Here is a 21571-nt window from a genome sequence, read left to right as displayed (position 1 = left end):
AAATAATTCGAGTTGCGGGAAGCGGCAAGCGAGATAATCCCGATGAGCTTACATCAGTAAGTGATTCGGATTATTGAGCATAGCCAACGCAAATGCAGCTTGAAGTATGACGGATATAAAGTCATCGATTCTTGCAAGGAACCTGCATGGCCAAGGCTAAATTAAAATTCCGCTTACATCGCACCGCTATTGTATTGATTTGCCTGGCATTATTAGTGTTACTTATGCAAGGCGCGTCCTATTTCAGCCTCAGCCATCAACTCGCCCGCTCGGAGCAGGTTGAAGAACTGGCGAAAACCTTGGCGAGACAAGTCGCCTTCAGCCTGTCACCCATTATGGATACCGGTGATGATGATATTGATAGCCAGAAAGTCGATGCAATTCTTCAGCAATTGACGCAATCCAGCCGCATATTGGATGCCAGTGTATATCAGATTGACGGTACGTTGGTTGCTAACGCCGGAGAGAACGTTAAAGTGCGAGACAGGCTGGCTTTGGATGGTAAACGCCCTGGCAGTTATTTCAATCACCAGATTGTTGAACTGATCCCCGGTAAAAGCGGGCCAACCGGGTTTCTGCGCATGACACTCGATACCCACGTACTCGCCACAGAATCCAAGCAAGTGGATAATACCACCAATTTACTGCGGCTAATGATACTGGTAGCACTGGCTGTCGGCATTATTCTGGCTCGAACCTTGCTGCAAGGTCGCCGGAGCCGCTGGCAGCAATCACCTTATCTACTGACCGCTAATAAACCAGTCAAAGAAGATGAGAGTGAAGAGGAAACGGCTGAAGCAGACAAGAAACCGGGTGATAAATAGATTCAGCTTCAGCGGCAGAGAATTCTGCCGCTGAATAGGAAACGCAGTACGAAATTACTCTTTATCACCCAGCAACACAGATTCCAACGCAATCTCAATCATATCGTTGAAAGTGGTTTGGCGCTCAGCGGCGGTGGTTTGTTCACCGGTACGGATATGGTCAGATACGGTGCAAATAGTCAGGGCTTTCGCGCCAAACTCAGCAGCAACACCGTAGATACCGGCTGCTTCCATTTCCACACCCAAGATGCCGTATTTCTCCATTACATCAAACATTTGTGGATCTGGCGTATAGAACAGATCCGCAGAGAAGATGTTGCCCACACGGACATTCAGACCTTTCGCTTTTGCCGCATCAACGGCATTGCGAGTCATATCAAAATCAGCAATCGCTGCATAGTCGTGGTCTTTAAAGCGCAAGCGGTTCACTTTGGAGTCAGTACAAGCACCCATGCCGATAACCACATCGCGCAGCTTAACGTCAGCGCGAACTGCACCACAGGAACCCACACGGATAATTTTCTTCACGCCAAAATCAGTGATCAGCTCTTTCGCGTAAATGGAGCAAGAGGGGATACCCATGCCATGACCCATTACTGAAATTTTGCGCCCTTTATAGGTGCCAGTGAAACCCAACATGCCACGCACATCATTCACTTGCTTCACATCTTTCAGGAAGGTTTCTGCGATAAATTTCGCACGCAGCGGATCCCCAGGCATCAGTACAACGTCAGCGAAATCACCCATTTCAGCATTAATATGTGGCGTTGCCATAATCACTTTCCTTAAAAATCAGAGAATTAAAATTTACATAACTGAACTGCCCATCGGCAATCAAAGCATTGATTTGCCATAATCCATTGGGGAGAGTTCAAAATATTTAGCTACCGTCTGCCCAATATCAGCAAACGTCTCACGGTGGCCCAGTGAACCCGGTTTCACTTTCGGGCCATAGACCAAGACCGGAATATGCTCACGAGTATGGTCGGTGCCCGGCCAGGTTGGGTCACAACCGTGGTCAGCCGTCAGGATCAGAATGTCATCTTCTTTCACGAGCGCCATTAGTTCTGGCAAACGGCGGTCAAACAATTCCAGCGCGGCAGCATAGCCCGCAACATCGCGACGATGGCCATAAGAAGAGTCAAAATCAACAAAGTTAGTGAAAACTATGGTGTTGTCACCGGCTTTTTTCATCTCTTCGATGGTGGCATCAAACAAGGCATCCAGACCGGTCGCTTTCACTTTCTGCGTGATGCCGACGTGGGCGTAGATATCGGCAATTTTACCAATAGAAACTACTTCACCGCCCTTCTCATCCACCAGTTTTTTCAACATGGTCGGTGCTGGCGGTTCAACTGCCAAATCGTGGCGGTTACCGGTGCGCTGGAAGTTACCTGGCTTATCACCAATGAATGGGCGCGCAATCACACGGCCAATATTGTAGCCGCCTTCAGTCAGTTCTTCGCGAGCGATTTCGCACAGTTCATACAGGCGATCCAACCCAAAAGTCTCTTCATGACAGGCAATCTGGAACACGGAGTCTGCAGAGGTGTAGAAAATCGGTTTCCCGGTTTTCATGTGCTCTTCGCCCAGTTGATCAAGAATCACGGTGCCTGAAGAGTGGCAATTACCCAAATAGCCCGGCAAATTAGCGCGTTTGACCAGTTTATCCAGCAATTCCTGTGGGAAACTATTCTCCACATCACTGAAATAGCCCCAGTCGAACAACACCGGTACACCGGCAATTTCCCAGTGGCCCGATGGGGTGTCTTTACCGGAAGACAACTCACTGGCATACCCATAAGCACCAATGATGTCTGCATTCTTATCCAGCCCTGGCGGGAATTTACCGGTAGATTCTTCGGCGGCTTTACCTAGCCCTAAGCGGCTTAGGTTAGGCAGTGTCAATGGGCCGCTACGACCAACATCGGCTTCACCACGGGCGCAGGCCTCGGCGATGTGACCCAGAGTGTCAGCCCCTTCGTCGCCAAATTTGTTAGCATCAGCGCTAGCGCCAATACCAAATGAGTCTAATACCATAATAAATGTACGTTTCATCATTTTCTCCTGCCTAGGTTCACACACTGTGCGGCACCTTTAAAGTATGGCGTTTATTCAGTAATACGACGATAAACCACCGGAGTTTCTTCCGGTGCTTTTTGACCTAATGTGATTGCCGCCCGCACTGCATCGGCTGCCTGCTGCCAATCATCTTCATTGTTGGCATGAATCACGGCTAATGGCTGTTGACCATCAACACTGGCCCCCAAGCGAGCCATATCGGTCAGGCCCACACTGTAATCAATAGGATCTGTTGCCCGACGGCGGCCACCGCCAAGGGAAACTACGGCCATACCTAATGCTCGGGTATCCATAGCAGTGATAATTCCTGACCGTTCAGCAAACACCGGTTTGCTTAACATAGCGGCAGGCAAGTAACTGTCATAGCGTTCGACAAAATCGCTCGGGCCTTTTTGCGCAGCGACCATGCGACCAAAGATTTCCGCCGCTTTACCGTTATCCAATACTGCTTGCAGCTTAGCACGAGCATCGGCATCATTTTGCGCCAAGCCGCCGGATAGCAGCATCTCGACACACAGCGCCATCGTCACTTCCAACAGACGCGGGTTACGATATTCGCCAGTCAGGAAGCGCACCGCTTCGCGCACTTCAACCGCATTACCGGCACTGGACGCCAATACCTGATTCATGTCAGTCAGCAGCGCTGTGGTTTTACAACCCGCGCCATTAGCGACACCGACAATGGCCTTGGCCAAGTCCTCAGATAGCTGATAAGTCGGCATAAAAGCACCCGACCCCACTTTGACATCCATCACCAGCGCATCCAATCCTTCAGCCAGCTTTTTAGCCAGAATAGAGGCGGTAATCAGCGGGATGGAATCCACCGTAGCGGTGATATCGCGGGTGGCATAAAAACGCTTATCCGCCGGTGCCAGCGAGCTGGTTTGGCCGATAATGGCGACGCCGACATCCTGAATGATTTTGCGAAAGGCACTGTCGTCGGGGAAAATATCAAAACCAGGAATCGCTTCCAGTTTGTCCAATGTTCCGCCGGTATGACCCAAGCCACGACCCGAAATCATCGGTACATAGCCGCCGCAGGCTGCTACCATTGGGCCGAGCATCAAGGAGGTCACATCACCCACACCGCCGGTGGAGTGCTTGTCCACAATCGGGCCATTAAGGTTTAGGCTCTTCCAGTTCAGCACGGTGCCAGAATCACGCATTGCCATCGTGAGCGCCACACGTTCAGGCATGCTCATATCATGGAAATAAATGGTCATCGCCAGAGCGGCAATTTGCCCTTCGGAAACCACGTTATCGCGAATACCATTAATAAAGAAACGAATCTCTTCTTCGCTCAGTGCCTGGCCGTCGCGTTTTTTACGGATAATTTCTTGTGCGAGAAACAAGGTATCCCCCTGCTTATGAAATAAAAGCAGCACAGCGGACAAAATAGCCCGCAGTGCATCTGCTCAGTTCAAAGACTGAGATAATGATTAGTAGCCGGTAGTTTTGCTGTTGCTCTGATGACCCAATGTCGTCAACAAGCTGCCTAACAGACTGGAGGCACCGAAACGGAAGTGGCGAGCATCAGCCCAGCCTTCACCCATCAATTGATCCGCCAGCTGTAGGAATTGTGCCGCGTCTTCCGCAGTGCGCACACCACCCGCCGGTTTAAAACCAACAGTTTTCGCCACCCCCAGGTCACGAATAGTACGCATCATGATGCCAGCACTTTCCAACGTGGCATTAACTGGCACTTTACCGGTGGAGGTTTTGATAAAATCAGCCCCAGCGTTGATAGCAATCTCTGAGGCCTGACGAATCAAATGTTCCTGCTTCAACTCACCGGTTTCAATGATAACTTTCAGCAATACATTGGCGTCAGCACAGGCTTCCTTGCACTGTTTCACCAATTCAAAACCGACTTTATCGTTACCGGCCATTAAAGCGCGATAAGGGAAGACCACATCCACCTCATCAGCACCATAGGCAATCGCAGCACGGGTTTCAGCCAGCGCGATGTCGATATCATCATTGCCGTGAGGGAAATTGGTGACTGTTGCAATGCGGATTTCAGGCGTTCCCTGCTCACGTAATGTTTTACGCGCAATAGGAATAAAGCGAGGATAAATACAGATTGCCGCGGTATTACCGGCAGGACTTTTAGCCTGATGACACAACGCAATAACCTTATCGTCGGTATCGTCGTCATTCAGGGTGGTTAAATCCATTAAACTCAGCGCGCGTTTGGCATAATCATTGAGATTCGCGCAGGCGGTTAAATCGGTCATAAAACTCTCCAACACTATTTCAGCCTCAGCACCTTGCCAAAACTGAGCATTTATTTATGAGCCGCATGGTTCTGGCTCAATACGTTGGCGAGCGGACTTGGTTCCTTGAAGATAGCCCCATCTGGGTGGCAATTGAGATCCATCTCACCGCACTAACTTATTTACTCTTCATCTTTCAAGTTGCAGATGTGTTGGCTGCTCTCGCTCACCCGAATTACTTACCTATGTAAGTTCATCGGGATTCTCTCCTTTGCCGCCTTTCTGCGTCTTGAAATCTATTGTGTATAGCTCTATTTGAACACGTTACCAGCACATGAGATGTGTTCAAATTCACATTAATCAATAGTAACTTGTAACGCGCTGATATTATATGTGATTAGAGTCACAAAATAACCTGATTTATAGCTTTCAGCCAGTAAACGCCCACTCGCATCAAGGATAGCTTATGGGCAGAAACACGCAGGATTATGGCAAAAATCCTAAAATAATTAGGCGTCGTTATAATGCCAGGAAGAAGCCGGCGATGGTGGCACTCATCAAATTCGACAGTGTTCCAGCCGCCACCGCTTTTAAACCAAAACGCGCGATATCATGGCGGCGGTTAGGGGCCATGCTACCTAATCCACCCAACAAGATGGCGACAGAGGACAAGTTGGCAAAACCACACAGCGCGAAGGAAATAATGGCCTTGGAATGTTCAGAAAGCACCTGCAAACCGGCAGCGCGCACCAGCTCTTCTGCCTGTAGATACTGACCGAAATTCATAAATGCCACGAATTCGTTCACAATGATCTTCTGGCCGATAAAGGAGCCTGCCACCATCGCCTCGCTCCACGGAATACCGATCAGATATGCAATTGGTGAGAATACCCAGCCCAGAATCAATTCCATTGAAAGTTGCGGATAGTCGAACCAGCCACCGATGCCACCCAAAATACCATTTAGCAATGCAATCAATGCAATAAAGGCCAGTAGCATCGCCCCAACATTTAGTGCCAGTTGCAAGCCAGACGCTGCGCCGGATGCCGCAGCATCAATGACGTTAGCCGGGCGCTCATCTTCAGCAATCAATGTAGCCGCATCAACATTATCACGGGTCTTTTCAGTCTCTGGCACCATCAGTTTGGCAAACAATAACCCACCAGGTGCAGCCATAAAGGAGGCGGCAATCAGATATTCCAACGGTACGCCCATTTGCGCATAACCGGCTAATACAGAACCGGCGACCGAAGCCAAACCACCGCACATTACCGCAAATAATTCGGATTGTGTCATGGTGGCAATATAGGGACGCACCACTAATGGCGCTTCAGTCTGGCCGACAAAAATATTGGCTGTGGCAGACAGGGATTCAGTACGCGAAGTCCCCAACAGTTTTTGTAAGCCACCGCCCAATACTTTAATCACCAGTTGCATAATGCCGAGATAATATAAGACGGCGATTAATGAGGAGAAGAATACAATGACGGGCAAGACTCGCAGGGCAAATACAAAACCGCCGCCACCAAAGACTTCAAACATTTTGTCGGAAACCAAACCGCCAAACATAAATGAAATCCCGTCATTGCCGTAAGCAATAACATTCGCAACCCCTTCAGACATCCCCCCCAGGATACGACGTCCTATAGGAACATATAAAACCAGCGCACCAATACCGACCTGAATAATAAATGCCCCAACTACAGTGCGGATATTAATCGCCCTAAAATTACTTGAAAGAAGCACGGCTATTAATATCAGTACTGCCATTCCGACTAAACTCATGAGCATGCCGATAATCCTGTTAATAATTTGTATTAAAATAATGTGGGTGGGATTATACCGGCATGATCTGGCGATCAAACAATCTCTGTCACAAATAAACACAACTAAAAGTAACCGCAAAGCTATTAACGTGACAGGTGTCACATCAAAATAACAAGAAAGCAGATCTGGCTAACTATTAGTGTGGTTTGTATGGGAACGTCAAAACCTAAAGTGTGGATTGATCGGCTGGAGGTAAATGAAATAAGCGCTGGCTATTGAGCAAAAGCTGAGTAGCAATATCTTGTGGTGCTTCTTGGCGTAACTCACACAATGCAGCGAATACATTAGCCGCTCGCTCTGGTCGATTGGGTTGACCTTGAAAACCAGCCAGTGGCATATCCGGCGCGTCTGTCTCCAGTAATAATGCAGATAACGGTAATGCCGCCATAACATTACGGGTTTTCTGCGCCCGCTCATAAGTGATGGTTCCACCCACCCCAATATAATAACCCAAGCGAATGAATGCCTGTGCCTGCGCTAGACTACCCGCAAAACCGTGAACCACTCCTGTGCGTGGCAAGGCGGCTTTACGCAATGCTGATGCAAGTTGATCGTGCGAACGACGCGAATGCAAAATCACTGGAAGATCATACTGTTTGGCTAATTTTAACTGGGCGTTCAAGAGTGCCAATTGCCGGGGTAACTGCGGCTCATTCATATAGAGATCCAGGCCAATCTCCCCTACTGCCACCAATTTTTCTGTTTTAATCGCCAGCGCTGAGGCCAGAGTAGCTAAATCGGCGTCTTGATGCTGCGCAATATAAAGCGGATGCATGCCCAGTGCGGCAAATAATGGCGGATAGTTCGCTGCCAAATCGAGAATACGCGGGAAATAATCTGTACTGACAGCAGGCACAATAATTTGTCTAACATTCGCTTGTGCGGCACTTAATAAGCTGGCCGCCTCCGCACCACTGAAAGGAGGAAAATCAAAGTGACAATGCGTATCGACAAAATAGGGTATTTGCCCGCTCATCAATGCCATTAAGCAGTATCACCCTTGGTTTTCGCCACATCTGGCGGCAAAATAATCTCCGCTTGTAGTGGTTTTTTCTTGCTCCGTGTCGCCGCCGGGATAATCAACCCACTGTCGGCTACCGTCATTTGCGGAGGCAGATGATTACCCGAGATTTTTACAGTGTTTGCGGGTGCGGTAGTCTCTGGTGATTGAGTGATAGCAAATGAAGAATCATCATTATCAATCAAGTCTGTCATCTCATCTGATTGATTAATATCTTGCGGCTGGATAATGCGACGAGAAAGAGAAATAGAGGTTTTCTCCTTGTCTATCTCAGACTGCTCTTGAGGCAACAGCCAGTGCCCAACGGTTGCCAAAAAATAACGGCCACAGCGACGCCCTAAATGATAGTCACGATTCAATGCAGGGATCCGGCTCCCCAAAGCATTACTGGCCAGCGGCTTAGGCGGAAAAATCTCGAAAATGCGTAAGTCACCCGGCGGTTTTTCAATAAATTGCTGAATACGATGATAACTCTGCTCATGCTGTTTCATTATCCGCACTAGCTGTTGCAAGCTACTTTCACTCAGCCAATGCTCCATCCGCTTCATCCATTGCGGCGTATAATAAGCCTGCGAAGGCACTGTACGGATGACGACAATCGTATCAGCCCCACGGCGATAAGCCTCTTCCACTGGGATAGCATCACTGATACCACCATCAAGATAGCTTACCCCATCTAAATCAACCCCTTGACGATATAATCCAGGGATGGCGCTGGAGGCTTTAACGGCGGGTAACCAGTTTTCGCGGGTGGGGGCGATATACGTTGGTTCAAAATCATCACTACGGCAAGCACACATGAGAAACTCACGCCCCTCGCGTAGATGCTGTTCGGCTTGATCCATTGCCAGCGGTAATTGTTGTGAGGTGATATCCACCAGCCAATCGAGATCAATAAGATGTCCACCACGAACAAAGCGCAGTGGATTAAAGAAATTAGCTGTGGTGGTGTAACGAGTAATCACCCGCCGCGCGTAACCAGGTTGGCCGCAGATAAAAGCAGAAAGATTTTGCGCACCTGCAGAGGTGCCGATCATAAGATCAAAAGGGTTAAAGCGGGCGCGCTGGAATTCATCCAGCACACCGGCTGTAAAGATTCCCCGCTGCCCGCCGCCCTCGCAAACCAACGCCATTTTACTGGGTTGGTATGGTTTATAGGCGAGTGGCTCAATATTACCGAGCGTGATAGGTATTCTGTATCCCACCATCCATCCTTAATTCCGTTACAGCCAGGCTTTGAGGATACCCCTTCTTACCATTGCTGTAACCCTTACACCTAACTAAAGGCGTTTACGTCCTGTAAACAAACTGATGAGGAATAGAATAATACCGACGACGAAAACAACTTTAGCAGCCCAGGCTGCCGTACCGGCTAGCCCACCAAAACCTAATGCCGCTGCGATTAACGCAATAACCAGAAATATAATGCCCCAGCGAAACATAAGCCTCTCCTTCCCGTTTGAAAAATGATTTCATCACTCGCGTTTGAAAATCACTCTTTAACCACCTCTGTCTATTTAACAGTAGCGTATCTGACAGAAGTCGTATTATTTTGGATATATTGGATGAATTATTTGGCTGACAGACTTATTAAAGGGTATTTCGCAGGTTATATTGTGACTCCACGAAATACCCATCAGCCGGATAATAATTAAGGCTTGATGCTCAGGTCGTTTTTAACACTTTTTACGCCATCAACGGCTTTGGCAATACTTTCGGCACGTTCGGCCTGAGCTTTATTTTCAACATTACCGGATAACTGCACCACGCCATCAGTGGTTTCTACGGTAATTTTACGTGATGGTACGATGTCATCAGCCAGTAATTTGGCTTTTATTGAACTGGTGGTTGCTGCATCGCCAGCATATTCGCTAACGGATTGTGATTTTTGATCCTTCACATGTAGTTTATCGCTGACAGATTTAACGCCTTCAACGTTTTTGGCGATATCAACTGCGGTTTCAGCTTCAGCCTGAGAAGTCACAAAGCCAGTCAGTGTGACGACACCATGATTGGTTTCCACTGAGATATCAGTACTTTTAAGAGTTTTCTCTTCCAGCAATGCGCTTTTTACTTTCGCCGTTGCCGCGCTGTCACCCATGTAGTTGTCGACTTTTTTCATGGAGCTATCAAGTTTCGCACCAGTGCTGTCTACGACATTGTCAGCTTTATTGAGCATAGTCTCTTCAGCTAAAACGCTACCACTCATCAGTGCAGTACCTAAAACAACAGCCATCATTGAACGGGCAAATTTTGTGTTTGTCATCGATTTCTTCCTTCATTGTTATGAACCCAAACCAGAGTAACGCCTCAATTTTTGGATTCTTACTCCACCTTATATGGGTGGAAATTTGATGAATACTTTACGATTATTGCAGATTAACTAACCCGAAATTGATGTTAGTCAATTCTGCTGGCCTTTATAAAGATAGAGCATTTCAGCAGAATAACAGTCGGAATAGGACTAAAACGAGAATATCACAGCTAAGTGAGAGTTATCTTAGAGAGAAAATAATGAGGGAAATTAATGAATCGGGGCACTGAGTACCCCGATAGAATGCGGCTTACGGCTTGATTAATGTTCGCGAGTTTTACGGAAACGCACTTCCGGATAACGCTCTTGCGTAATATTGAGATTAACCATCGTTGGGGCGATATAGCTCAAATTATCACCGCCATCCAATGCCAGATTAACCTCATTCTTACGTTTAAACTCTTCGAATTTCTTCACATCGTCACATTCAACCCAACGCGCGGTTGATACGTTGACGGATTCATACACCGCCTCGACGTTGTATTCGCTTTTCAGCCGTGAAGACACCACTTCAAACTGCAGAACACCAACAGCCCCAACAATCAGGTCGTTGTTGGTCAGTGGGCGGAACACTTGCACTGCCCCCTCTTCTGACAACTGAACCAAGCCTTTGAGCAATTGTTTCTGTTTCAATGGGTCACGCAGGCGAATACGGCGGAACAATTCAGGTGCAAAGTTAGGAATACCGGTGAACTTCATATCTTCACCTTGAGTGAAGGTATCACCTATCTGAATAGTCCCGTGGTTGTGCAGGCCGATAATATCCCCGGCATAGGCTTCTTCGAGGTGGGAGCGGTCACCGGCCATAAAGGTCAGTGCATCTGAAATCACCACATCTTTTTTGGTACGCACCTGACGCAGTTTCATGCCTTTTTCAAAACGACCAGAAACCACTCGTAAGAAAGCGACACGGTCACGGTGTTTCGGGTCCATATTGGCCTGAATCTTAAAGACAAAACCGGTGAATTTCTCTTCCGCCGCCACCACTTCGCGGGTGTCGGTTTTACGTGGCATTGGCGCAGGCGCCCACTCAACCAAGCCATCCAGCATATGGTCGACACCAAAGTTACCCAGCGCAGTACCGAAGAATACCGGTGTTAAATCACCAGACAAGAAAGCGTCATGATCAAACTCATGAGACGCTCCCTGAACCAACTCCAGTTCTTGGCGGAACTGTTTAGCCAGATCTTCCCCCACGGCAACATCCAGATCCGGGTTATTCAGTCCTTTAACAATGCGCACTTCCTGAATGGTGTGACCTTTACCGGTCTGATACAGGTAAGTTTCATCTTTATAAAGGTGATAAACCCCTTTAAACAACTTGCCGCAGCCAATCGGCCAGGTGATAGGGGAACAGGCAATTTTCAGCTCACGTTCCACTTCATCCAGCACTTCCATTGGATCACGAATATCGCGATCCAATTTGTTCATAAAGGTCAGGATCGGCGTATCACGCAGACGGGTAACTTCCATCAGCTTACGCGTGCGATCTTCGACCCCTTTAGCCGCATCAATCACCATCAAACAGCAGTCAACGGCGGTCAGTGTGCGGTAAGTATCTTCGGAGAAGTCTTCATGCCCAGGAGTATCGAGCAAGTTGACCAGGCAACCGCCATAGGGAAACTGCATCACGGAAGTGGTGATCGAGATACCACGTTGCTTTTCCATTTCCATCCAGTCAGATTTGGCATGATGGCTTGAGCCACGGCCTTTTACTGTACCGGCGGTCTGAATGGCGTTCCCGAACAGTAACACTTTTTCGGTAATAGTGGTTTTACCGGCATCGGGGTGGGAAATTATCGCGAACGTACGTCTTTTCGCGACTTCCAGTGCATATTCACTTGGAGACATAATTTGAAATTTCTACTTTTAGGCCGCCCTGCTCTGGGCCTCACATCCTATTGATGCAAGGCCCAAGCAAAGCAAGGCATTGATTATGGCGCTATACCCTTTTACGTGAAAAACTGCGTTATCAGCAGCGATTCCTATCACTTTTGGGTATAAGTGGTTATAGCGCGGTATTTTCCCTGATTTATGCGGGATAGACAATTTTTTCAAAACAAAAAGACACTACCCCATTGGTAATGCCATCATGATGGCATCTTCACGCCCATTGGCACCGGGGTAATAGTTACGACGTACAGAAACTTCGTTGAACCCCAGGCTTTCGTACAAGGCGATTGCACGTGCATTTGAGGCGCGAACTTCGAGCCAAAGTGTGACGATCTGGCGTTTTTCCAATTCTGTAATGACATGCTCAAGCAGTAGACGGCCACACCCTTGGCGCTGATACTGTGGATCAATAGCAATATTAAATAACGTTGCTTCATCCAATACAATTTGGGTAATGGCAAAACCGGCCATTTGTTCCCCAACATTCAGCTTGAAATTGAGGTAGCGCTCGCCTTGATTGCTGGCTAAAGTTTTTTCCGTCCACGGGAAAGCATGGCTGGCTTGTTCAATTTGGTACGCTGTGGCCAGATCGGCTGGCGTCAGGATAGAAATCTGCTTCATGATGACAAATCTGCTGCCAAAGTGCGCGCTTAGCGCTCGCGTCTTGATAAAGTCCGGTCAGGGCCGGGCTGTATAACTGCGCACCCGCAACCGCAAGCGGTTCACTGATGCCCAATCGCCAACTGTTGCACTGTGTCTCCTCAGGTAACATTGCCACCTGATCCGGCGTCAGCGCATAGGCCTGGCGGGGAGTAAGCCCAAGGCTGCGCAGCACATCGCACAACAGCGGGTCATCCTGCTCAGGCAGCGGGTCTGCGACAATTAACAGGCGGGTATCGTCGGGTAAACGAATGGCGATTTCACCCTGCAAAACGGCTGGGCGGCGCAATGTCCACTGCGTAATACCAAGCTGTTGTAACAGTAAGTCTCGTCTTGATGCCATGCCCTTTCCTGTCAAAGCGACCCGTATTTCGACGCTATGCTAGCAAACCCATCGAACATGCGCCAACAAACCTCTATAATCCCCGATCATATTCTTAAGGAGCCAAAGACTGATGTCTGCATTAACCCCAGCCAGTGAAGTGATACTGCGCCATAGTGATGAATTTATAGCCCGCCACGTGTTGTTTGCCGGTGATTTACAAGATGCGCTGCCAGCGCAATTTGATGCAGCCGGGATACGGGTTCACACCAATCAATATCACCACTGGCAATTACTGAGCAATACGCTGGACGAGAATGTTCAATTCGGTCTTGTGGCCACACCTGAAACCGTCGCCACCTGCGATACGCTGGTTTATTACTGGCCAAAAAGCAAACAAGAAGCTCAGTTCCAACTGGCCAATCTGCTGTCTTTGCTGCCCGTCGGTTGTGATGTTTTTGTGGTGGGCGAGAATCGCAGCGGTGTGCGCAGTGCAGAGGAAATGCTGTCAGAGTTCGCCCAATTAACCAAAATTGATAGCGCCCGCCGTTGTGGTCTCTACCATGGTCGCCTGGATAAACAGCCGGAATTTGATGCCGATGCCTGGTGGGAAAGCTATCAGGTGGGTGATGTCATCGTAAAAACCCTGCCGGGCGTATTCAGCCGTGATTCACTGGATTCTGGTAGCCATCTGCTGCTTTCTACTTTCAGCGAGCCGTTTAAAGGCAGTGTGCTGGATGTCGGGTGTGGTGCTGGTGTGCTCGCCTGTGTTTTAGCGCAACAATCACCCAAAATCAAATGGACTTTGAGTGATGTAAGCGCTGCTGCAATTGAGGCCAGCCGGGCAACATTGGCGGCAAATAATATCGAGGCGCAAGTGATTGCCAGCAATGTCTACTCTGACATTAAAGGCCGCTTCGAGATGATTATTTCTAACCCACCGTTCCATGATGGGATTCAAACCAGCCTGACTGCAGCTGAGATGCTGATTCGGGGTGCCACCGCACACCTGCATGTGGGTGGAAAACTGCGTATCGTGGCGAACTCCTTCCTGCCTTATCCTGCGCTGCTGGATGCCGCATTTGGTAGCCATGAAGTGCTGGCGCAAAATGGTCGTTTTAAGGTCTATCAGGCAACTGTCGGGCGTCCGCCACGGGACCCTAAGAAAAAACGTTAATATTATCAGTCACTAATATTAAGCGTTAAGATAAACCATCCCTTCCGCGCCGTAGCGCTCACCCGCTGCGGCATGGAATGGGAACACCGCATCCAGCACGGCCAACTCTTGCGCACTCAGCACCACATCCAATGCTCCCAGATTCTCTTCCAGGTAAGCGCGGCGTTTAGTCCCAGGGATTGGCACAATATATTCCCCCTGCGCCAGCACCCAAGCTAAAGCTAATTGGGAAGGTTTAACCCCTTTATCCTGCGCCATTTTTGTTACTGTATCGGCCAACACCAGATTCAGAGCAAAGTTATCCCACTGAAAACGTGGGTTATTACGGCGAAAATCGTCAGCAGCCAGGTCATTCGGGCTTCGTATCGCCCCCGTCAGGAAACCGCGCCCTAATGGGCTATAGGCCACAAACCCGACACCTAACCGTTGGCAGGTTGCCAGAACAGAAGTTTCCACATCTCGCGTCCACAGTGAGTATTCACTCTGTACCGCTGTAATCGGGTGCACCTGATGGGCTTTTTCTAATGTTGCTGCCGATACTTCACTCAAGCCGATGTAACGAATTTTACCGGCGGTGACCAAATCAGCCAAAGTCCCGATGACATCTTCCACCGGCACACTCGGATCACCTCGATGCTGGTAATAAAGGTCAATGACATCAACACCTAAGCGCTTGAGGCTACCATCAACCGACTGGCGGATATAATCAGGACGGCTGCTCACACCGCGTACCGTCGGATCGGTAGGGTCGCGCACAATACCGAACTTAGTGGCTAAAAAGACCTGATCACGCTTGCCCTTAATCGCCCGCCCTACCAACTCCTCATTGGTAAATGGGCCATACATATCTGCAGTGTCCAGCAAAGTGACACCCAACTCTAATGCCCGATGTAGAGTCGCAATGGACTCGTTAGCGTCCTGATTAGTGGAGTAGAAATCACTCATTCCCATGCAGCCAAGGCCTAATGCTGAAACCTGCGGGCCATTCGAACCTAATTGACGTTGTTGCATTGCGATACTCCCGATTAGTGATGTCGGAAGAAAGTGTGGTTGTTTCACGAGGAAAGATAAATAATGCAGATCACTCATCACTATTCAAAAAACACCAACAATGGGCGAACGCAATTATGGATCAAATACAAGCTATGCAGATATTCGTCCGTATTGTTGAGTTGGGCAGTTTCAGCCGCGCGGCAGAAAAACTGCAACTACCACGGGCCACTGTCAGCCACACCTTAAAGCGATTAGAGCAGCGGTTAGGTGTACGTTTACTGGTGCGCACCACTCGTCAAGTGAATATCACTGCCGAAGGCACACTCTATTATCACCGTTGCCTGCAATTATTATCGGCATTTGAGGAGGCCAATTCGTTGTTTAGCCACCAGCGACTGCAACCGGAAGGAAAGGTACGCATTGATATGCCACATTCACTGGCACGCAATGTTGTTATTCCCGCATTAAGTGATTTTTATCAGCGCTATCCCCATATCACATTGATTCTCGGCGCAAATGACAGCACCATCGACCTGCTGCGTGAAGGTGTAGATTGTGTATTACGCGCCTGGCTACCGCACGATGAACAATTAGCTGCACGAAATATTGGTCAGCAACCACAAATTACCTGCGCATCGCCGGCTTATTTAGAAAAATACGGTATGCCGGTGTCGCTGGATGATTTATCTGGCCATCAAGCTGTAGGCTATTTCTCCCAGTTAAACCATCGCGATTACCCGTTGGAATTTGTTTGTCAGGGGAAAATTGAAAATCGGATTTTACCCAGTATTTTGAGTGTCAGCGGTGCTGACGCTTATATTGCAGCGGGAGTGGCAGGTTTAGGGTTGATTCAGGTGCCTACCGCTGGTATTCAGGGCCAATTAGCACAAGGCGAATTGATTGAAGTATTACCCCATATGCCGCCGCCAGTGATGCCGCTATTTATTATGTTCCCTCCGGGGCGTTTTTTGGCACCCAGAGTTAGAGTGTTAATTGATTGGTTAATTGAGCTATTCGCCCATTATCCACCCGAATCCGCCCACATAAAGAGTTAAACCTGGAATAAGAAAAGCGTCGGTAATCAAATCATTTGATCAACATATGATGCTTTTTACAGCAAACGTCCCGCTCAGGGGAAATAAGTATTGACCTGACCGCGAAAATCTCTAGAATTCGCCCCCGTAGTACAGATTTATATTGCACAGCACATGCGATGGTGGCGGAATTGGTAGACGCGCTAGCTTCAGGTGTTAGTGTTCTTACGGACGTGAGGGTTCAAGTCCCTCCCTTCGCACCAAGCTGGTGATATAAATCCGAAGTTTTACTCACTTCAAGAGATATACCCAAAATAATTCGAGTTGCAGGAAGGCGGCAACTGAGTGAATCCCTAAGAGCTTACATAAGTAAGTGACTAGGGTGAATGAAGGCAGCCAACGAACATGCAGCTTGAAGTATAACAGGTAAGATAGTAAGAAATCATTTGGGCGATGGTGGCGGAATTGGTAGACGCGCTAGCTTCAGGTGTTAGTGTTCTTACGGACGTGAGGGTTCAAGTCCCTCCCTTCGCACCACGATGATTTCTAATATCAACACGATTTAAACCCCCTTCATCTCTATAGTCACTTTTTATCCATGCATACCATTGTGCATCAATATTGCGACCATTCCCGCCAAAAGCGCCAGACAAGATGGCAGTAATAGAAAGTGCCGCAACCGTGCATGATATAACATACTCACCGTCGCCAGCATCGCGACTACAATCAGCACTCGCAACTGACCCACAGTGATGTCAGCCCACCCCAGCACCGGAAGTAATGCAAAAGGCAGCAACATTCCCCATCCACTGGACATTCCACGGATCAATAAGCCACTTATCCCCCCAAAACGGTAAGTAGTCAATTTGGCTGCAATCATAGTAACCACCACTCAAGTGATAATGATAACCAATATCATATAACACTATCATGCAGTCTGCATCATCAAGTTATCATGAAAAAAAACATGATTTAGCTGACACCGAGCCATTGATACCATCGATATATCAGATTTCGAGGAGTAAATTGATTAGTTGATCGACATCATGATGACAGACTGAAACAAAAATGGTAATTTTGACTAAGAAAATTCCTAAAGCGCTAACAGAACGCTTCAAACAAAAATAATTACTTAAAAGAACTATTTATCGTGGTGCCTAAATATAAGGGCTTCATGAGGGTATTGTTTATTTGTCTACTGACAGCACGCCATTATGCAGAGTGAATTAAATATGAATAGCCATTCCTACGATCAGCTTCTGAAAAGTAAGCATCGGCTCTCTTTACTGCTTTTTCTATTTCTTAATGCGTCGTCCGCTATTTTCAGTATGATATTACCCTCTCCTGAAACGCCAGCAGTGACATTACCGCTCGTCATGATCACGGTTATCAGTCTCAGTGTTGCGGCGTATTTTATTTTTATTTCGAAGAATTATGTTGATAAATTGAATTTATTTTCAATTATCATGGGGATTCTCTGGGCCTGGCAAATCATTCTTAAATTTGAATATCTGGGCACAAATGAAAATAATTACTTATTACTCAGTTTGTTCACCATTTTCTTTATCAGCACAATTGCTCTGTCTGATAACTTTCTTGCCTTTTGTTTACATACTGCTCCACCAGCACTCACTGTTATTTTTTTGGACGACTTCCATAATATTTTCCGTATCATATTCACGATAATGTTGCCTCTGATTGGTTTCTCTTTGCATCATTTGATGCTACGTCGCAGCGATGATTTTACCCGTAAACTCGTTGCACGCCTTTATAATGAAAGAGAAAAGTTCAGTGATTTAAGCATGATAGACCCACTGACCAGTTTATATAATCGTCGTGGATTGGAGAATAAACTTGAGACATTATTAGCCCAGTCTCCTGGTAACCATTATGTACTGCTGCTCGATATTGACCATTTTAAAGCCTATAACGATAACTACGGCCACACTATGGGAGACCAGGCATTAGTGCGCGTTGCAGCCGCAATTCGTGATGCTGTGCGCTCACGGGATATCGTGGTGCGCTACGGTGGTGAAGAGTTTTTAGTGTTGCTGACTCATGTCAGTGAAGAATATGCAAGCCAGTTGGCAGAACGTGTCCGCCAGCGCGTTTTAGGACTCGATATTCCACATGTTTTCAATCACAAAGTATCAACCACTGTCACATTAAGTGCAGGGATTTCTCCCTTGCAGTCCTATGACCTGGCATCTTCACTCAAAGCCGCTGATGAGGCACTTTATCGCGCTAAAAAAGACGGACGGAATAAGGTTGCGTTTGCCGAAGATAAATTATCAAAAATTGAATCTTCTCCCTGATCAAATGACTAACTATTATGCTCAATTATTAATTTTTCGCGTAAATGGTTGAGCTTAATACTGCGGTATTATATTTCACTTTAATTCTGTTATTAAACCCTGCAATTGCATATACAAAAATAAATCACTGGTTCATCTGTTGGTATAAAACATCTACTTAAGATAATCATTCTAACTTCTTCATTAAGAAATTTATTTTTTAGTGGCCCTCTTTATTATTTCTATTTCAATGCTTTCAGCTATCCACACGAAGTTATGCTCTGGTGAAATTGTCATTATTCATATTATTCACACTCCATGATATGAATAATGATTATCATTTATATTAGGTGATTTAGAAGAACTCACGCAGAGAACAGGATAATACATAAGCCCGGCAAATGACTCACTTACCGGGCTTATCTTAAACGGCTAATTTAGAAAGCAACTGACCCCTGCACAAAGAAGGTTCGTGGCTCACCGACATACTTACCTGAGTTGTTATCATTGGAACGCGTGAAATAGCGTTGATCAAACAGGTTTTTTACCCCAGCACCCAATGTCAGATTTGACCAGGCTGGTCCGAAATTATATTCAGCACGGGTATTCCACACCATATACCCCGGAATAGTACCAAACTGGCCATCAGCACTTTCCTCGGTAATATACTGCGGGCCAGAGCCCGGTGACTGTTGCTGAGATTGTGCATAACTATCCAGGTTCCAGACCCACTTACCGGTTTCATAGCGAGTACCTACGGTATAGACCTGACGTGAATAGAAAGGTAAGTCTTTACCGGCAAAATCACCACTTTTGGTGGTTGCTTTGGTATAGGTGTAGCTGGAGTAAACACTTACCCCATTCAGCACTGAATTGAGTTCGCTCAAGTCATAACTGAATGCCAGTTCTACCCCTTCATGAGTCGTCGCCCCCAGATTTGTCCAGCCAATATCATTGCTGATGTATTGCAGCTGATTATCGAAATCAATATAGAACAGGGTCAATTCACCGGTCATTACCGTATCATCAAAACGAGTACCAATTTCGTAGCTATGCGCTTTTTCAGCCGTCAAACCCGGTGCTGGTGCATTACCATTGCCGCCTTTGCTGAGCTGGAAATATTGCATGCTACCAAAAGAGGTATTGGCATTGGCAAACAGCTTCCATTCATCGGACATATGGTACATCACATTAAGTGAAGGTAGCGGCTCGCTGTACTGCTGCTCACGTCGGGTATTGGCAAAAGAATCATCTACATTAGTGCGGATATTCTCATAACGCAGGCCGGGAGTGATGGTCCAGTCAGATACATTAATAGCATCGTCGATATAGACCGCATGCGCTTCTGTACCGCCTGACGTGTGCTGATAATACTGCGGTGTAGCGGGCATTGAAGTCACTGTCGCGGGGTTATACCAAGGGGAGCGATAGGCTTTCTCATCCATGGTTTCATTCAGATAGCGGTAACCAACAGTAACCTCATGGGAGCTACTGCCCATTCTAAACAGCTGCGAATAACTGGGTTCAATGGCATAGGTGGTGTAATTCCGCGGGTAAGCCACCATGCGTTTCTGACCGAGGCTAGCACCGGTGCCTTCGGATTCAATATTGCTGCCACGGAAACTTTTGGTGAAATATGTCAGCAACTCAAACTGGCGATCATCTTCCTGGTGGATATATTTGAATGACATATCACGGCGACGCCCATCAAACTGGTCATAAGGGCGGGTCGACTGGAAAGGATTCTGGGCATATTGTGCGCTGGTCAGCCCACCCGGCATGCCAGCATGTGCTTCATAATAATGAAAATTGGCCTGCAACTCGTCATGTTCGGTGAACTGATAACGGGTTTTCAGCATGAAATCATCGATATCAGTATTGTCGTTATTGTCACGATACCCTTGACCATGCAGACCTGAATATAACAATGCTGCGCCAAAGCCGTTATCTGCCGTGCCGCCTAATGATGCACTATTCAGCGTTTTCAAACCGCCGTGGCTGCCACCCTGTGTTTGCGCACTAACCGCACCACTAAAGTCTTCTGGAATAGCTTTGGTGTTAAAGTTAATGATTCCGCCTACGTTTTGCGGCCCATAGCGTACTGCTCCGCCACCACGAATCACATCGATGGATTGCAGGTTACCAATTGAAAGTGGAGCCATTGATAGCTGTGGCTGTCCATAAGGTGCTACTGCTAGTGGGATACCGTCCATCAGGATAGTTGAGCGCGGAGATAAACGAGAGGTTAAGCCGCGAACCCCTACATTGAGCGAAATATCACTGCCACCCGTGCCATTACTTTCACGCACTTGAACACCAGGAATCCCACGCAATGAATCCCCCACTGTCTGAGCCCCCTTTTCGTGAATACGTTGCTGGGTCACGATAGTGCGCGCACCGGGGTGATTTAACACAACCGTGCTGTTATCCGTATTATCAAGCCAGTTACCGACCACTGAGAGTGTGTCACTTTTATTCGTTTTAGTTTCGGCTGAGTTATCAGTCACTGGTGGAGAGGATTTCTCTGCGGCAAAAGCGGGTAATGCCAGCACGACGGAGACGGCCAACAGAGACAAACGGGAAAACGTTAACATTTTGGGCCTATTGCGAAAGGAGTTGTGTCTGATTATGTTTTTTTGGGAACGCTAATCTTAATGATTACATTTCCCAAGTAAATCAATTTTGTCGCAAACAGACGAATTATTTCTTGCTGCTAAAACAGGGAAGCGGGGAATAAAAACCATTTGGAATAAGTGGGTTAAGTGTAGTAGTGCATGCTGCAATAACTTACCGTGAGTTATTGCAGCACATTGCGGCGTCAAGGGCGCCAGCTGTTTGACTGCCCAAAGCTATTGGCGTTGCAGCTAGGCAGCAAACGAATAACAAATCGGTCGGGAACCGATTTGAACAACAT

19 protein-coding genes and 2 tRNA genes are annotated in these 21571 nt (G+C 47.4%); 6 read left to right on the top strand and 15 right to left on the bottom strand.

Features of this window, described 5'->3' with window-relative positions; genetic code table 11:
- The first annotated feature begins 146 nt into the window (after positions 1-146).
- Positions 147-824 (top strand): YtjB family periplasmic protein, encoded by a 678-nt coding sequence (locus tag FTB31_RS01370; RefSeq protein ID WP_050075813.1) that lies wholly within the window; start codon positions 147-149, stop codon positions 822-824.
- A gap of 54 nt (positions 825-878) precedes the next feature.
- On the opposite strand, the gene deoD is transcribed toward FTB31_RS01370, so the two are convergent.
- The 12 genes from deoD to FTB31_RS01310 form a co-directional block, all read right to left on the bottom strand.
- Entirely contained in the window at positions 879-1598 is a 720-nt protein-coding gene (gene deoD, locus FTB31_RS01365; RefSeq protein WP_050075812.1) for a purine-nucleoside phosphorylase, read from the bottom strand.
- Between the two features lie 60 nt (positions 1599-1658).
- Entirely contained in the window at positions 1659-2882 is a 1224-nt protein-coding gene (gene deoB, locus FTB31_RS01360) for a phosphopentomutase (RefSeq protein ID WP_050075811.1), read from the bottom strand.
- 53 nt (positions 2883-2935) lie between these two features.
- Complete coding sequence (deoA, locus tag FTB31_RS01355) at positions 2936-4258, bottom strand: thymidine phosphorylase (RefSeq protein ID WP_032900925.1); 1323 nt, start codon at positions 4256-4258, stop codon at positions 2936-2938.
- 87 nt (positions 4259-4345) lie between these two features.
- Positions 4346-5143 (bottom strand): deoxyribose-phosphate aldolase, encoded by a 798-nt coding sequence (deoC, locus tag FTB31_RS01350; RefSeq protein ID WP_050075809.1) that lies wholly within the window; start codon positions 5141-5143, stop codon positions 4346-4348.
- 498 nt (positions 5144-5641) lie between these two features.
- The gene (locus FTB31_RS01345) at positions 5642-6913 is read right to left on the bottom strand and encodes a NupC/NupG family nucleoside CNT transporter (protein WP_072081669.1); all 1272 of its coding nucleotides are present in this window, start codon (positions 6911-6913) and stop codon (positions 5642-5644) included.
- Positions 6914-7115: 202 nt separating this feature from the next.
- On the bottom strand, positions 7116-7934 hold the full coding sequence (locus FTB31_RS01340) for a TatD family hydrolase (RefSeq protein WP_227731037.1): 819 nt from the start codon (positions 7932-7934) through the stop codon (positions 7116-7118).
- The gene (locus FTB31_RS01335; RefSeq protein WP_227723054.1) at positions 7934-9178 is read right to left on the bottom strand and encodes a patatin-like phospholipase family protein; all 1245 of its coding nucleotides are present in this window, start codon (positions 9176-9178) and stop codon (positions 7934-7936) included. The genes FTB31_RS01340 and FTB31_RS01335 overlap by 1 nt, the downstream gene beginning before the upstream one ends.
- Positions 9179-9250: 72 nt before the next feature.
- A complete protein-coding gene (locus FTB31_RS01330) occupies positions 9251-9412 on the bottom strand; it encodes a DUF1328 domain-containing protein (RefSeq protein ID WP_004389381.1) in 162 nt (53 codons plus the stop codon).
- 209 nt (positions 9413-9621) lie between these two features.
- Positions 9622-10236, bottom strand: a complete 615-nt coding sequence (gene osmY / locus FTB31_RS01325; protein WP_050075806.1) for a molecular chaperone OsmY — start codon at positions 10234-10236, stop codon at positions 9622-9624.
- Between the two features lie 309 nt (positions 10237-10545).
- Positions 10546-12135 carry a peptide chain release factor 3 gene (gene prfC / locus FTB31_RS01320; RefSeq protein WP_019080589.1) on the bottom strand — a complete coding sequence of 530 codons (1590 nt, stop codon included), beginning with the start codon at positions 12133-12135 and terminating at the stop codon, positions 10546-10548.
- 219 nt (positions 12136-12354) lie between these two features.
- A complete protein-coding gene (gene rimI, locus FTB31_RS01315; RefSeq protein WP_050075804.1) occupies positions 12355-12798 on the bottom strand; it encodes a ribosomal protein S18-alanine N-acetyltransferase in 444 nt (147 codons plus the stop codon).
- Complete coding sequence (locus FTB31_RS01310) at positions 12743-13180, bottom strand: DNA polymerase III subunit psi (RefSeq protein WP_050075803.1); 438 nt, start codon at positions 13178-13180, stop codon at positions 12743-12745. The genes rimI and FTB31_RS01310 overlap by 56 nt, the downstream gene beginning before the upstream one ends.
- 112 nt (positions 13181-13292) lie before the next feature.
- Between FTB31_RS01310 and rsmC the strand changes: the two genes are divergently transcribed.
- On the top strand, positions 13293-14336 hold the full coding sequence (gene rsmC / locus FTB31_RS01305; RefSeq protein WP_050075802.1) for a 16S rRNA (guanine(1207)-N(2))-methyltransferase RsmC: 1044 nt from the start codon (positions 13293-13295) through the stop codon (positions 14334-14336).
- Between the two features lie 18 nt (positions 14337-14354).
- Here rsmC and FTB31_RS01300 read toward each other — a convergent pair whose 3' ends face one another.
- A complete protein-coding gene (locus FTB31_RS01300) occupies positions 14355-15347 on the bottom strand; it encodes an aldo/keto reductase (protein ID WP_227731035.1) in 993 nt (330 codons plus the stop codon).
- 116 nt (positions 15348-15463) lie between these two features.
- On the opposite strand from FTB31_RS01300, the gene FTB31_RS01295 reads away from it, so the two are divergent.
- The 3 genes from FTB31_RS01295 (at position 15464) to FTB31_RS01285 (ending at position 16900) form a co-directional block, all read left to right on the top strand.
- Entirely contained in the window at positions 15464-16384 is a 921-nt protein-coding gene (locus FTB31_RS01295; protein WP_050075800.1) for a LysR family transcriptional regulator, read from the top strand.
- A gap of 155 nt (positions 16385-16539) precedes the next feature.
- Positions 16540-16626: transfer RNA gene (locus tag FTB31_RS01290), tRNA-Leu, on the top strand.
- 187 nt (positions 16627-16813) lie between these two features.
- A tRNA-Leu gene (locus tag FTB31_RS01285) sits at positions 16814-16900 on the top strand.
- Positions 16901-16955: 55 nt separating this feature from the next.
- Here FTB31_RS01285 and FTB31_RS01280 read toward each other — a convergent pair.
- On the bottom strand, positions 16956-17243 hold the full coding sequence (locus FTB31_RS01280) for a DUF1435 family protein (protein ID WP_050075799.1): 288 nt from the start codon (positions 17241-17243) through the stop codon (positions 16956-16958).
- Positions 17244-17577: 334 nt separating this feature from the next.
- Between FTB31_RS01280 and FTB31_RS01275 the strand changes: the two genes are divergently transcribed.
- Entirely contained in the window at positions 17578-18678 is a 1101-nt protein-coding gene (locus FTB31_RS01275; RefSeq protein WP_050075798.1) for a GGDEF domain-containing protein, read from the top strand.
- Positions 18679-19094: 416 nt separating this feature from the next.
- On the opposite strand, the gene FTB31_RS01270 is transcribed toward FTB31_RS01275, so the two are convergent.
- On the bottom strand, positions 19095-21251 hold the full coding sequence (locus FTB31_RS01270; protein WP_050075797.1) for a TonB-dependent receptor family protein: 2157 nt from the start codon (positions 21249-21251) through the stop codon (positions 19095-19097).
- Positions 21252-21571 lie beyond the last annotated feature (320 nt).

The sequence above is a fragment of the Yersinia proxima genome (assembly GCF_902170785.1).
Lineage (GTDB): Bacteria > Pseudomonadota > Gammaproteobacteria > Enterobacterales > Enterobacteriaceae > Yersinia > Yersinia proxima.
Note: the sequence above shows the minus strand (reverse complement) of the source record. Positions and strands in the feature narration are given on the sequence as shown.

Coding starts and splice junctions, on each gene's coding strand:
- FTB31_RS01295 (WP_050075800.1), top strand. CDS start 15,464: ATGGATCAAATACAAGCTATGCAGATATTCGTCCGTATTGTTGAGTTG.
- FTB31_RS01270 (WP_050075797.1), bottom strand. CDS start 21,251: ATGTTAACGTTTTCCCGTTTGTCTCTGTTGGCCGTCTCCGTCGTGCTG.
- deoB (WP_050075811.1), bottom strand. CDS start 2,882: ATGAAACGTACATTTATTATGGTATTAGACTCATTTGGTATTGGCGCT.
- rsmC (WP_050075802.1), top strand. CDS start 13,293: ATGTCTGCATTAACCCCAGCCAGTGAAGTGATACTGCGCCATAGTGAT.
- FTB31_RS01345 (WP_072081669.1), bottom strand. CDS start 6,913: ATGCTCATGAGTTTAGTCGGAATGGCAGTACTGATATTAATAGCCGTG.
- FTB31_RS01340 (WP_227731037.1), bottom strand. CDS start 7,934: ATGGCATTGATGAGCGGGCAAATACCCTATTTTGTCGATACGCATTGT.
- FTB31_RS01280 (WP_050075799.1), bottom strand. CDS start 17,243: ATGATTGCAGCCAAATTGACTACTTACCGTTTTGGGGGGATAAGTGGC.
- deoD (WP_050075812.1), bottom strand. CDS start 1,598: ATGGCAACGCCACATATTAATGCTGAAATGGGTGATTTCGCTGACGTT.
- FTB31_RS01330 (WP_004389381.1), bottom strand. CDS start 9,412: ATGTTTCGCTGGGGCATTATATTTCTGGTTATTGCGTTAATCGCAGCG.
- FTB31_RS01335 (WP_227723054.1), bottom strand. CDS start 9,178: ATGGTGGGATACAGAATACCTATCACGCTCGGTAATATTGAGCCACTC.
- prfC (WP_019080589.1), bottom strand. CDS start 12,135: ATGTCTCCAAGTGAATATGCACTGGAAGTCGCGAAAAGACGTACGTTC.
- FTB31_RS01370 (WP_050075813.1), top strand. CDS start 147: ATGGCCAAGGCTAAATTAAAATTCCGCTTACATCGCACCGCTATTGTA.
- FTB31_RS01300 (WP_227731035.1), bottom strand. CDS start 15,347: ATGCAACAACGTCAATTAGGTTCGAATGGCCCGCAGGTTTCAGCATTA.
- rimI (WP_050075804.1), bottom strand. CDS start 12,798: ATGAAGCAGATTTCTATCCTGACGCCAGCCGATCTGGCCACAGCGTAC.
- deoC (WP_050075809.1), bottom strand. CDS start 5,143: ATGACCGATTTAACCGCCTGCGCGAATCTCAATGATTATGCCAAACGC.
- FTB31_RS01275 (WP_050075798.1), top strand. CDS start 17,578: ATGCAGAGTGAATTAAATATGAATAGCCATTCCTACGATCAGCTTCTG.
- osmY (WP_050075806.1), bottom strand. CDS start 10,236: ATGACAAACACAAAATTTGCCCGTTCAATGATGGCTGTTGTTTTAGGT.
- FTB31_RS01310 (WP_050075803.1), bottom strand. CDS start 13,180: ATGGCATCAAGACGAGACTTACTGTTACAACAGCTTGGTATTACGCAG.